The following is a 12,437-nucleotide window of genomic DNA, read 5'->3' as shown; positions in this document are numbered from 1 at the left end:
CATTGCCGACCCCGCCTTCGTCAGTTAATAACAATGCTCATATAAAGAATAAGGTTTTTACAACCAAAACAGAAGGATGCCATGAATCGTTTTATTATGGCCAATAGCCAGCAGTGTCTGGGCTGTCATGCCTGCGAGGTCGCCTGCGTAATGGCTCACAATGATGAGCGACATGTCCTGACGTCACAGCGCTATCAGCCCCGAATTACTGTCATCAAACATCAGCACCAGCGCAGCGCGGTCACATGTCACCATTGCGAAGATGCGCCCTGCGCCCGTAGCTGTCCGAACGGCGCGATCGCGCATATTAACGACAGCGTGCAGGTCAATGCGCAGAAGTGCATCGGCTGTAAATCCTGCGTCGTCGCCTGCCCATTCGGCACCATGCAGATGGTATTAACGCCCGTCGCGCCAAACCAGTTCAAAGCCAGCGCGCATAAATGCGATCTGTGTCAGGGACGTGAACAGGGTCCGGCCTGTGTGGAAAATTGCCCGGCGGATGCGCTGCAACTGGTCACCGAAGACTCGTTGACCCGTCTGGCTAAAACGCGACGGCTGCGTACCGCCCGGCAGGAGATTCGCCCCTGGCATACCGTGGATACACAACACAGTGGGGCAGCAAGCAGCAAAGCCGAGCGTATGCAGGCGACGCCGCCGCGCGGCGAACCGGATAAACTGGCGATTGAAGCGCGTAAAACCACCTTTGAGGAAATTTATCTGCCGTTTCGCGCCGCGCAGGCGGAGCGTGAAGCGTCCCGCTGCCTCACATGCGGGGAACACAGTATCTGCGAATGGACCTGTCCGCTGCATAACCATATTCCCCAGTGGATCGAACTGGTGAAAGCCGGCGATATTGATGCGGCGGTAGAGCTTTCCCACCAGACCAACTGCCTGCCGGAAATTACCGGGCGCGTCTGTCCGCAGGACCGGCTATGCGAAGGCGCGTGTACACTCCGCGATGAGTATGGCGCGGTTACCATCGGCAACATTGAGCGCTATATCTCCGATCGCGCTCTGAGCAAAGGCTGGCGTCCCGACCTGTCGGACGTACAGAAGAGCGATAAGCGCGTGGCGATTATCGGCGCGGGGCCGGCAGGTCTTGCCTGCGCTGACGTGCTGGCGCGCCATGGCGTAAGCGCCACCGTCTACGATCGCCATCCGGAAATCGGCGGTTTGCTCACCTTTGGTATTCCGGCTTTCAAACTGGATAAATCTCTGCTGGCGCGCCGTCGGGAGATCTTCAGCGCGATGGGGATTCGTTTCGAGCTTAACTGCGAAGTAGGGAAAGATATTTCTCTGGAGACGCTGCTGGAGAGTTATGACGCCGTCTTTGTCGGGGTAGGAACCTATCGTTCCATGAAGGCTGATTTACCGAATGAAGACGCGCCGGGGGTATATGATGCGTTACCATTCCTCATCGCCAATACCAAACAGGTGATGGGGCTTCCGGCGTTGCCTGACGAGCCGTTTATTGATACTGCGGGCCTTAACGTGGTTGTGCTGGGCGGCGGTGACACCGCAATGGACTGCGTACGTACGGCGCTGCGTCATGGCGCTGCTAACGTCACCTGCGCTTATCGCCGCGATGAGGCCAATATGCCGGGGTCGAAAAAAGAGGTGAAAAACGCGCGGGAAGAGGGCGCGAACTTTGAATTTAACGTTCAGCCGGTTGAGTTGGTGCTGGATACGAACGGGCGCGCCAGCGGTATTCGCTTTTTGCGTACGCGGCTTGGCGAACCGGATGGTCAGGGGCGACGCCGCCCGGTACCTGTACCGGACAGCGAGTTCGTGATGCCGGCAGATGCGGTCATTATGGCGTTTGGTTTTCATCCGCATGGTATGTCGTGGCTGGAATCGCATGGCGTGAAGGTGGATAACTGGGGACGTATTGCCGCCAGCGTCGAGAGCGAGTTTCGTTACCAGACGTCCAACCCGAAAATTTTCGCCGGCGGCGATGCGGTGCGCGGCGCCGATCTGGTGGTGACGGCGATGGCAGAAGGCCGACATGCCGCGCAGGGGATACTCGACTGGTTAGCTAAATAAGCGTATTTGTAGGCCGGTTAAGGCCTGGAACGGTTAAATGATTGAGTGATAAAAAATCTTAAACTTATTGGCTAACCTTACTCCGTTTGCAGAAATGTTGACGCTCGCAGGGCTGGACGCCCTGCGATAAACATTTTCCCGTCGGGTCGACGTTTAACAGGCCTGATGAGGCCAATCTTAGTATTGAAAATAGAGTGTAAATTGAAGGAAGGGACGCTATCAGAATTCCTTCTTAGAGCCTATCCCATTAGGGCTATTTTACTTGCCATTTTGGTCCTGGGCAGTGCTCGCCAAAACGCGTTAGCGTTTTGAACGCCGCTAGCGGCGGCCCGAAGGGCGAGCGTAGCGAGTCAAACCTCACGTACTACGTGTACGCTCCGGTTTTTGCGCGCTGTCTGTGTTCAAACTGGCTGCGCCAATAACGCCTGGTGGGATAGGCTCTTAATTTTTATTTTAAGGAACCATATATCCGGTCAACAATCCAGCCATACGTCGCCGCAGGTAATAATCCACTGACAAAAACATTTGGATTCACTTTAGGATTTGCTACCGGCGAGTGCGGCCTGTTACCTAAAATCACAATCGCCATATGATTAACCGGATCGATAGACGTCAGCGTTCCGGTCCATCCGGTATGTCCATACGTTTGCGGACTGGCTAATACCCCGAACGTGGGGGTCATTGAGGCGTTGCCGTTAACGCGCCACCCCAGACCAAAGGTAGCGTCTTCTGGCGAGCGGCGAGTAAACTGCGCAACCGTTTTGTCGTCGAATAGCTTCACGTTACCGTAGCCGCCCCCATTGAGCATGACTTGCATTAACACAGCCATATCATGGGTGTCAGAAAACAGTCCGGCGTGTCCTGAAACGCCGCCCATTGAGTACCAGGCTTTTTCATCATGCACCTGGCCCCATAGTGTATTGGTGCGAATATTGGGGAAATGAATCACGCCGTCACGCGTATTGCCGTGTAGTTCCGTTGCGGCGATTTGCGGCGGCGTGAAGCCTTTCATCAGCGGGTTAAAGACGGTATGTTTTAATCCGAGCGGTTTATAAATGGTGGTTTCGACGTAGCGATCTAATGGCATTGCCGTTATCGCTTCAACGATAAAACCAAGAATCATATAATCCACGTCGCTGTAGATATGCTTTGACCCAGGTTGATATTCCAGCGGCGTCTTTTTAATCATCTCCAGAGTAGTGATTTTACTCTGTGAGAATAATTTACCAGCGACGTTTTTATTAGGATATTGTGGGTCGGCAGGAAAGCCCGCGACGTGATGAAGAATATCAATAATGCGGAGTTTATCTTTGCCTTTTATTTTATCCCCAGGCATATCCTTAAAGCCGGGGATGTATTTTGATACCAAATCATTGACATCTATTTTTCCTTCATACACCAGTTTTTGCAATGCAAAGTTAGTGGCATACATTTTTGTGTTTGAAGCCAGGTCATACATCGTGTTAGTGGTCGCCCGAATAGGATGGGCTAACAGCGTGGAACCGTCATATTTTTTGGCATAGCCCCAAGCTTTTTGTAGAACAATATGATTATCTTTTATCACCAGAAGATTGATGCTGGGATATCCGGCATCAATTTGATTTTGAATCCAGCCATCAAGTCGGTGAAGTTTTTGGCTATCAAACCCCACCTGATCAGGGCTCGCGGTGGTCAATACCGGGTACTCAACGGCAAAAGCTGAAAGGGAAAACGTCAGTAGAACCGTCGCAACGAGAGTAAATTTCATGATGATTCCCTCAGTCTCACTCCGGCCGTCAAATCATATCGCGAGCATGGACTCTGCGGCCCGGAGAAGCAGAATATGGTCATGGCAGTGACATAAAAATATGGCTGTACGTCCGTTCAGTTGGCATTAAGGATTAACCCTTCAGCAGACAAAACCGACCTCACGGCGTAATATTAATGCTCTTTTTACACCCTGGAGCCAGCATGTCGCAAACCATTACGCTTATTAAGGATAAAATTCTTTCTGATAATTATTTTACTCTGCGCAACATTACCTATGACCTGACCCGTCGTAATGGCGAGGTTATCCGTCACAAGCGTGAGGTTTACGATCGCGGGAATGGCGCAACCATTCTGCTTTACAACTCAACTAAAAAAACCGTGCTTCTGGTTCGCCAGTTTCGCGTGGCGACATGGGTCAACGGTAATCAAGACGGTATGTTAATTGAAACCTGCGCTGGCCTGCTTGATAACGACGAGCCGGAGGTCTGTATCCGTAAAGAGGCCATTGAAGAGACAGGGTATGACGTTGGTGAGGTACGCAAGATATTTGAGCTTTATATGTCGCCAGGCGGCGTCACGGAGCTGATTCATTTCTTCATTGCCGAATATCATGATAGCGAGCGTGCCAGCATCGGCGGCGGCGTGGAGGACGAAGAGATTGAGGTGCTTGAACTGCCGTTTTCCCGGGCGCTGGAAATGGTGCGCTCAGGCGAGATTCGGGACGGTAAGACCGTGTTATTGCTTAACTATTTACAGACGTCTCATCTAATGGACTGAAAAAAAAGAAATATATTTCTTTACACAAAAAAGACCAATCCGATAAATCTGATTGAGAACCCTGAGGCGCGCAAGGAAGATACCGCCTTAGCTGTGTTGTTCTGAATCTGGGGTTGTTCCGTTCATGCGCTACCGCGTTATTCTTTTTTGTCTGTTTGGCCTGTTGCCGGTCCAGCTACTGTGGGCTGCGCCAGCGCAACGGACTTTTTCCGACTGGCAGGTCACCTGCAATAACCAAAATTTTTGCGTAGCGCGCAATACTGGCGAACATCATGGGCTGGTGATGACATTAAGCCGCAGCGCCGGGGCGCGTACCGATGCGGTACTGCGTATCGACCGCGGCGGTTTGGCGCCGCCCGACGCTAAAGAAGCCGCAATTGCGCCTCGCTTATTGCTGGATGGCAAACCGCTTTCGTTCAACAGTCCACACTGGCGCGTGTCGCCCTGGCATCTCATGACCGGCGATCCTGCCACCATCACCGCATTTTTACAGACGATTCAGGATGCGCAGGCCATCACCTTAAAAAACGGCGTTCAGACGCTTTCGCTGGCGGGATTAAAAGCGGCATTACTGTTTATCGACGCGCAACAAAAACGTGTGGGTAGCGAAACCGCCTGGATTGAAAAAGGAAACGAACCGCCGCTCAGCGTGCCCCCGGCGCCGGCATTAAAGGGGATCGCCGTTATTAATCCAACGCCCGTACCGCTGAGTGAGGAAGAACGCGACGATCTGCTGGACTACGCAGCATGGCGGGTAAACGGCATTCGTTGTTCGCTTGACCCGCTGCGTCGTGAGACGCAGGTCAGCGCGTTGACGGATGATAAAGCGTTATTGATTGTTAACTGCGAAGCCGGCGCCTATAACACTATTGATCTCGCCTGGGTAGTTTCACGCAAAAAAACGCTCGTCTCGCGCGCCGTACGTTTGCGGCTACCGTTTAATCGCGGCGTCGAAAGTAATGACATGGAGTTGATGAATGCCTTCTTTGACGAGAAAACGCGCGAGCTGGTGACGTTGGCGAAAGGGCGGGGGTTAACCGACTGCGGTATCCAGACGCGCTGGCGTTATGGTGGCGATCGTTTTCGTCTGGTACGTTATGCCGAAGAACCGAGCTGCGATAGCTGGCACGGGCCGGATGCCTGGCCTACGCTGTGGATCACGCGTTGAATCCTGGTTGTTATCCCCTTTTCAGAATAAGGATACACCTATTGAGGTTTCATTTATGGTATAGAGATTGCTACGTTACGGTAGGATTGTTACTTTACCCGATAGCCTCACCACAGCAGGAAATAGTATGAAAATAAATAATGGCCCCGTATTATGCCCCCATTGTGGCTGCCTGAGCGCTTATTATGAAATAGATCGGCTGGCGGCGATAAGAGAAAAAGTGAATAAAGAAGGCGGATCAGCGGCGTGGGATTCAACATTACAGGCGCATAAAAAAAAGGCCTTTTGCCTGATGTGCCATAAATCCATTGATGAGGTCGTCATCGGGCAGTCAGATGCGCCTGAGTCTACGAAGTAATTTTGCACAGCCTACAGAACAGGTCTGCAGACTGTGCAAAGTCTGTGTTGCTAACGCTCGCCTTAGCCTTTGATATTCAGCACCCGGCGGGCTTTTTCTACAATATTTTCCACGGTAAAGCCAAAATACGGGAACAGTTTGTCAGCCGGGGCGGATTCACCGTATCCCGTCATGCCGATAATTGCGCCTTTTAGGCCAACATATTTATACCAGTAGTCGGCTATACCGGCTTCCACCGCGACGCGGGCGGTCACGTGCGCCGGTAGCACTGATTCGCGATATGCCTCGTCCTGCGCATCGAAAATATCCGTTGAAGGCAACGACACCACGCGAACGTTATGCCCCTCGCCAGTCAATTTTTCCGCTGCCTGTAGGGTAATTTCCATTTCCGATCCGGTAGCGATCAGAATGATATCCGGCTTGCCGCCGCTATCTTTGAGAATATAACCGCCGCGGGCAATTGCTTTCACCTGTTCCGGCGTGCGTTCCACCTGCGCCAGATTCTGCCGCGAGAGAATCAACGCCGTCGGCCCGTGCTGACGTTCAATGGCCAGCTTCCAGCCGACTGCTGCCTCAACCTGATCGCAGGGACGCCAGGTGCTGAAGTTTGGCGTTAAGCGCAGGCTCGCCAGTTGTTCCACGGCCTGGTGCGTCGGGCCATCTTCGCCCAAACCGATGGAGTCGTGGGTATAGACCATAATCTGCCGGGCTTTCATTAAGGCCGCCATACGCGCCGCGTTACGCGCATATTCGACAAACATCAGAAACGTGGCGGTATACGGTACAAAGCCGCCGTGGTGGGCGATGCCGTTGGCAATGGCGGTCATGCCGAATTCGCGCACGCCATAGTGGATGTAATTACCTGCCGGATCCTCTTTCAACGAGGTCGAACCTTTCCAGATAGTCAGGTTGCTCGGCGCCAGATCCGCCGATCCGCCCAACAGTTCCGGCAACAGGGGTCCATAGGCATTGAGCGTATTTTGCGATGCTTTACGGGTGGCGATTTTGGCCGGATTAGCCTGCAAGTCGTTAATAAATTTTTGCGTGGCGGATTCCCATGCCTCCGGCAATCCGCCGCTCATCCGGCGGGTAAACTCTGCGGCCAGCTCAGGATAAGCCTTCTCATAAGCAGCAAACTTTTCCTGCCACTGCTGCTGCGCTTTCTCGCCTTTTTCACGGCCATCCCACGCGCGGTAAATCTCTTTTGGGATCTCAAACGCCGGATGATGCCATCCCAGCTTCTGGCGGGTCAGCGCCACCTCTTCTTCGCCCAGCGCCGCGCCGTGCGACTCCTCCTTCCCGGCTTTATTCGGTGAGCCAAAACCTATCACCGTCCGACAGATAATTAGCGAAGGTTTATCTTTTACGCTCTGGGCTTCGAGAATGGCTTTTTTCACCGCCTCCGGATCGTGCCCGTCAATGTCATGCACGACATGCCAGTGGTAGGCTTCAAAGCGTTTGGCGGTATCGTCGGTAAACCAGCCTTCGGTTTCGCCATCAATGGAGATGCCGTTGTGATCGTAAAAGCCGATCAGTTTGCCCAGTCCCAGCGTACCAGCCAGCGAACACACCTCATGCGAGATACCCTCCATCAGACAGCCGTCGCCCATAAAGACATAGGTGTAGTGGTCGACAATCTCATGGTCCGGCCGGTTGAACTGTGCGCCTAACGTACGCTCGGCAATCGCCAGCCCGACGGCATTCGCCAGCCCCTGGCCCAGCGGCCCGGTGGTGGTTTCAACGCCGGGCGTATAGCCAATCTCCGGGTGACCAGGCGTTTTGGAGTGCAGTTGACGGAAGTTTTTTAGCTCCTCCAGCGGCAGGTCATAACCGGTTAAATGCAGCAGACTATAGAGCAGCATGGAGGCGTGACCGTTGGAAAGGATAAAACGATCACGGTCATACCAGGTCGGATCGGTGGGGTTATGTTTAAGAAAATCGTTCCATAGCACTTCAGCGATATCCGCCATCCCCATCGGCGCGCCGGGGTGCCCGGAATTGGCTTTTTGAACGGCATCCATGCTCAGCGCACGAATCGCATTGGCAAGGTCTTTACGGGACATAAATCACTCCATGCAAGGTTTATAGTTTGGCGGCAAGCAGGTCTTCCAGTTTGCGCTGGTCAACAGCAAAAAGACGGATACCTTCCGACAGCTTCTCTACGGCCATCGCGTCCTGATTATGTTCCCAGCGGAACTCCGCTTCCGTCATTGGCGTAGGACGGTGGAACATCTGCGAGGAAGGCACCAGTTTACGGATCACCGGTTCTTCTTTTTCTTTCAGCTCTTTAAGCAGATTAGGGGAGATAGTCAGTCGATCGCAGCCGGTTAGCGCGAGGATTTGCTCAGTACGGCGGAAACTTGCGCCCATCACGATGGTTTCATAGCGATGCTGTTTAAAGTAATCGTAGATATTGCGTACCGATTTCACGCCGGGATCTTCCTCCACGACATACGGCTCCAGCGGACTACGCGCCTGATACCAGTCGTAAATTCGGCCCACGAACGGAGAGATCAAATAGACGCCCGCTTCGGCGCAGGCGCGCGCCTGGGCAAAAGAGAACAACAACGTCAGGTTGCAATTAATGCCTTCTTTTTCGAGCTGCCCGGCGGCGCGGATACCTTCCCAGGTTGCGGCGAGCTTGATCAGAATGCGCGATTTATCAATACCCTGCTGCTGGTAGAGATCCACCAGATGGCGCGCTTTCTCGATACTTTTTTCTTTATCGAATGATAACCGCGCGTCGACTTCAGTGGAGACGCGACCGGGAATACTTTTCAGTATTTCCGCGCCAAAATTGACCGCCAGTTTATCGCTGGCTGCCGCAACCTGCTGTTCCTGCGTACCGCCGTGTTTTTTTCCCCAGGCAATCGCATCCTCAATCAAATGACCATACTGCTCAAGCCCGGCGGCTTTCAGCAGTAAAGAGGGATTTGTTGTGGCATCCTGCGGCTGGTAGTGGCGGATGGACTCGATGTCGCCGCTGTCGGCGACGACGGTAGTGAATTGTTTGATGCCGTCTAGCTGGTTCATAGGAAATACTCCTTGAAAAGTAAAGTGTTAGATGAGTGTGTTGATTCACACTTCTGAAAGATTGATACACTACATAACCAAAAAGCATAGCAGACAGGCATGGTATTGCTGGTATAAGCAGGTAACATGGCTGTTATAAGTTGATAACAAACTCTTGCGCCGCGTCGTGATAGTTTGCAGACCTTCAAAGTTTGTGTTGCGCAGTACGGTGATAATGTGCGGCGCACCAGGCCGCGTCACTTTTTGAACGATACGTGAAAGGAACAACAAAATGGATGAGCAGTTAAAACAAAGCGCCCTTGATTTCCACGAATTTCCGGTACCCGGTAAAATTCAGGTTTCTCCGACTAAGCCCCTTGCCACCCAACGCGATCTGGCGTTGGCTTACTCGCCAGGCGTGGCGGCGCCCTGCCTGGAAATCGAAAAAGATCCGCTGGCAGCCTACAAATACACCGCGCGCGGCAACCTTGTCGCGGTCATTTCCAACGGTACAGCGGTACTGGGGTTAGGCAACATTGGCGCGCTGGCCGGCAAGCCGGTCATGGAAGGCAAAGGCGTTCTGTTTAAAAAATTCGCCGGCATCGATGTGTTTGACATTGAAGTCGATGAGCTTGATCCGGACAAATTTATCAATGTGGTCGCAGCGCTGGAGCCGACCTTTGGCGGCATTAACCTCGAAGACATTAAAGCGCCGGAATGTTTCTATATTGAGCAGAAACTGCGCGAGCGCATGAACATCCCGGTTTTCCATGACGATCAGCACGGAACGGCGATCATCAGTACGGCCGCCATTCTTAATGGCCTGCGAGTCGTAGAGAAAAATATTTCCGACGTGCGGATGGTCGTCTCCGGCGCAGGGGCGGCGGCAATCGCTTGTATGAACCTGCTGGTCGCGTTGGGGATGCAAAAGCACAACATCGTGGTGTGCGACTCTAAGGGCGTTATTTACAAAGGCCGTGAGCCGAATATGGCGGAGACCAAAGCGGCCTATGCGGTAGACGACAGCGGCAAGCGCACGCTGGATGAGGTCATTGACGGCGCGGATATTTTCCTCGGCTGTTCAGGCCCGAAAGTGCTGACTCAGGAGATGGTGAAGAAAATGGCCCGCGCGCCAATGATTCTGGCGCTGGCTAACCCGGAACCGGAAATTCTGCCGCCGCTGGCGAAAGAAGTGCGTCCGGACGCCATCATCTGTACCGGTCGTTCCGACTATCCGAACCAGGTGAACAACGTATTGTGCTTCCCGTTTATCTTCCGCGGCGCACTGGACGTCGGCGCGACGGCGATCAACGAAGAGATGAAACTGGCGGCGGTCCGTGCGATTGCCGAGCTGGCGCACGCCGAACAGAGCGAAGTGGTGGCCTCGGCCTATGGCGATCAGGACCTGAGCTTTGGGCCGGAATACATTATTCCGAAACCGTTTGACCCGCGTCTGATTGTCAAAATCGCTCCGGCGGTCGCGAAAGCGGCAATGGATTCCGGCGTGGCGACGCGCCCGATTGCTGACTTTGATGCCTATATCGATAAACTGACCGAGTTTGTCTACAAAACCAACCTGTTCATGAAGCCGATCTTCTCGCAGGCACGCAAAGATCCGAAGCGCGTAGTGCTGCCGGAAGGGGAAGAGGCGCGCGTGCTGCACGCAACCCAGGAGTTGATCACCCTGGGGCTGGCGAAGCCCATCCTGATCGGGCGTCCGAGCGTGATCGAAATGCGTATCCAGAAACTGGGGTTACAGATCAAAGCGGGCGTTGATTTCGAGATCGTGAATAATGAATCCGATCCGCGCTTCAAAGAGTACTGGAGCGAGTATTACCAGATCATGAAGCGTCGCGGGGTAACTCAGGAACAGGCGCAGCGTGCGATGATCGGCAACCATACGGCCATTGGCGCGATCATGGTGCAGCGTGGGGAAGCGGATGCGATGATCTGCGGCACCATCGGCGACTACCATGAGCATTTCAGCGTAGTGAAAGCCGTCTTTGGCTACCGTGACGGCGTGCATACGGCAGGGGCGATGAACGCCTTACTGCTGCCAAGCGGCAACACTTTTATTGCCGATACTTATGTTAACGAAGATCCCACGCCGGAACAGTTGGCGGAGATCGCCGTAATGGCGGCGGAAACCGTTCGCCGCTTTGGTATTGAGCCGAAAGTTGCGCTGTTGTCGCACTCTAACTTTGGTTCCTCAAATTCGCTGTCCGCCAGCAAAATGCGCGAAACCCTTGAGCGGGTACGCGAACGAGCGCCCGATCTGATGATTGACGGTGAGATGCACGGTGATGCGGCGTTGGTGGAAAGTATTCGTAATGACCGGATGCCGGATAGCCCGCTGAAGGGTGCCGCCAATATTCTGGTGATGCCGAATATGGAAGCCGCCCGCATTAGTTACAACTTACTCCGCGTCTCCAGTTCCGAAGGCGTCACGGTCGGCCCGGTCCTGATGGGCGTGTCTAAACCGGTACATGTATTAACGCCGATCGCCTCTGTACGCCGTATCGTGAATATGGTGGCGTTAGCGGTAGTTGAAGCGCAAACCACGCCGCTTTAATAACGCATTACTCTCTCTTCTGGCGCAGGTTCTCCTGCGCTTTTTTTATGCGCCGCTGGGCTTCGCCATGGTATGAAAGGCTCGGGTGGGGATATTCTGGAACCTATTGCGTTACCCCTACTTATTTCACTGAATCTGTACTATGCACAAATCGAGTGATACGCATTATTTTTATCAATAGTAGTAATACAAAGAATAGCCGGTGGGTATTTATTGCGGAACAGGCTTAAATTCAGAATGACGCCTGAAAATGTGATGCACCACGATATTTATCGTTAACACCTTCGACAGAAGTCCCTTTTATTTTCTTTCTCTTAGTGATCTACCTCACTTTTTACATCACCTTGCCGAATTTTGTTATTTACTCCGACAAAAAATTGCCACGATGGCGGCAGTTTCAGTGGAGACGGTGAGCAATGAATAAAGAACGCATTATTCAGGAATTTGTGCCGGGCAAACAGGTCACGCTGGCGCATCTCATTGCGCACCCTGGTGAAGAACTGGCGAAAAAGATCGGCGTTCCCGATGCTGGCGCGATTGGCATTATGACCTTAACTCCGGGAGAAACGGCCATGATCGCTGGCGATTTAGCGATGAAGGCTGCGGATGTACACATCGGTTTTCTCGACAGATTTAGCGGTGCGCTGGTGATTTATGGCACCGTCGGCGCAGTAGAAGAAGCGCTATTACAGACGGTCAGCGGGCTGGGGCGATTATTAAACTTTACCCTGTGTGAGTTAACAAAAAGTTAATTGGTG

Annotated in this window: 9 protein-coding genes; 6 read left to right on the top strand and 3 right to left on the bottom strand. The window is 53.1% G+C overall.

Annotated features, from left to right (window positions below):
* Positions 1 to 81 precede the first annotated feature (81 nt).
* The gene (gene aegA, locus ACLJZ5_RS16620) at positions 82 to 2,043 is read left to right on the top strand and encodes a formate-dependent uric acid utilization protein AegA (RefSeq protein ID WP_024798113.1); all 1,962 of its coding nucleotides are present in this window, start codon (positions 82 to 84) and stop codon (positions 2,041 to 2,043) included.
* A gap of 448 nt (positions 2,044 to 2,491) precedes the next feature.
* Here the strand turns inward: aegA and pbp4b are convergent, their stop codons facing one another.
* Positions 2,492 to 3,790: a penicillin binding protein PBP4B gene (gene pbp4b, locus ACLJZ5_RS16615; protein ID WP_024798112.1), complete on the bottom strand. Its 1,299-nt coding sequence runs from the start codon at positions 3,788 to 3,790 to the stop codon at positions 2,492 to 2,494.
* Positions 3,791 to 3,993: 203 nt separating this feature from the next.
* Between pbp4b and nudK the strand changes: the two genes are divergently transcribed.
* The 3 genes from nudK (at position 3,994) to ACLJZ5_RS16600 (ending at position 6,095) form a co-directional block, all read left to right on the top strand.
* The gene (nudK, locus tag ACLJZ5_RS16610; RefSeq protein ID WP_000084033.1) at positions 3,994 to 4,569 is read left to right on the top strand and encodes a GDP-mannose pyrophosphatase NudK; all 576 of its coding nucleotides are present in this window, start codon (positions 3,994 to 3,996) and stop codon (positions 4,567 to 4,569) included.
* Between the two features lie 124 nt (positions 4,570 to 4,693).
* The gene (locus ACLJZ5_RS16605) at positions 4,694 to 5,737 is read left to right on the top strand and encodes a DUF1176 domain-containing protein (protein WP_410958986.1); all 1,044 of its coding nucleotides are present in this window, start codon (positions 4,694 to 4,696) and stop codon (positions 5,735 to 5,737) included.
* A gap of 127 nt (positions 5,738 to 5,864) precedes the next feature.
* Entirely contained in the window at positions 5,865 to 6,095 is a 231-nt protein-coding gene (locus tag ACLJZ5_RS16600) for a hypothetical protein (RefSeq protein ID WP_000700635.1), read from the top strand.
* Between the two features lie 62 nt (positions 6,096 to 6,157).
* Here the strand turns inward: ACLJZ5_RS16600 and tkt are convergent, their stop codons facing one another.
* Both tkt and tal read right to left on the bottom strand, forming a co-directional pair.
* Positions 6,158 to 8,158: a transketolase gene (tkt, locus tag ACLJZ5_RS16595; RefSeq protein WP_000087326.1), complete on the bottom strand. Its 2,001-nt coding sequence runs from the start codon at positions 8,156 to 8,158 to the stop codon at positions 6,158 to 6,160.
* A gap of 19 nt (positions 8,159 to 8,177) precedes the next feature.
* Positions 8,178 to 9,128, bottom strand: a complete 951-nt coding sequence (gene tal / locus ACLJZ5_RS16590; protein ID WP_001072443.1) for a transaldolase — start codon at positions 9,126 to 9,128, stop codon at positions 8,178 to 8,180.
* Between the two features lie 271 nt (positions 9,129 to 9,399).
* On the opposite strand from tal, the gene maeB reads away from it, so the two are divergent.
* Both maeB and eutS read left to right on the top strand, forming a co-directional pair.
* Complete coding sequence (gene maeB, locus ACLJZ5_RS16585) at positions 9,400 to 11,679, top strand: NADP-dependent oxaloacetate-decarboxylating malate dehydrogenase (RefSeq protein WP_000344299.1); 2,280 nt, start codon at positions 9,400 to 9,402, stop codon at positions 11,677 to 11,679.
* Between the two features lie 416 nt (positions 11,680 to 12,095).
* Positions 12,096 to 12,431 (top strand): ethanolamine utilization microcompartment protein EutS, encoded by a 336-nt coding sequence (gene eutS, locus ACLJZ5_RS16580; RefSeq protein ID WP_001031445.1) that lies wholly within the window; start codon positions 12,096 to 12,098, stop codon positions 12,429 to 12,431.
* The last annotated feature ends 6 nt before the right edge of the window (positions 12,432 to 12,437 follow it).

The sequence above is a fragment of the Salmonella sp. 5800 genome, assembly GCF_046558195.1.
Lineage (GTDB): Bacteria > Pseudomonadota > Gammaproteobacteria > Enterobacterales > Enterobacteriaceae > Salmonella > Salmonella enterica.
This window is presented reverse-complemented; position numbering and strand designations above follow the sequence as displayed.

What these genes read in the sequence shown, in the direction of transcription:
- aegA (WP_024798113.1), top strand. Translation starts at nt 82, where the DNA reads ATGAATCGTTTTATTATGGCCAATAGCCAGCAGTGTCTGGGCTGTCAT.
- pbp4b (WP_024798112.1), bottom strand. Translation starts at nt 3,790, where the DNA reads ATGAAATTTACTCTCGTTGCGACGGTTCTACTGACGTTTTCCCTTTCA.
- tkt (WP_000087326.1), bottom strand. Translation starts at nt 8,158, where the DNA reads ATGTCCCGTAAAGACCTTGCCAATGCGATTCGTGCGCTGAGCATGGAT.
- ACLJZ5_RS16605 (WP_410958986.1), top strand. Translation starts at nt 4,694, where the DNA reads ATGCGCTACCGCGTTATTCTTTTTTGTCTGTTTGGCCTGTTGCCGGTC.
- nudK (WP_000084033.1), top strand. Translation starts at nt 3,994, where the DNA reads ATGTCGCAAACCATTACGCTTATTAAGGATAAAATTCTTTCTGATAAT.
- ACLJZ5_RS16600 (WP_000700635.1), top strand. Translation starts at nt 5,865, where the DNA reads ATGAAAATAAATAATGGCCCCGTATTATGCCCCCATTGTGGCTGCCTG.
- tal (WP_001072443.1), bottom strand. Translation starts at nt 9,128, where the DNA reads ATGAACCAGCTAGACGGCATCAAACAATTCACTACCGTCGTCGCCGAC.
- eutS (WP_001031445.1), top strand. Translation starts at nt 12,096, where the DNA reads ATGAATAAAGAACGCATTATTCAGGAATTTGTGCCGGGCAAACAGGTC.
- maeB (WP_000344299.1), top strand. Translation starts at nt 9,400, where the DNA reads ATGGATGAGCAGTTAAAACAAAGCGCCCTTGATTTCCACGAATTTCCG.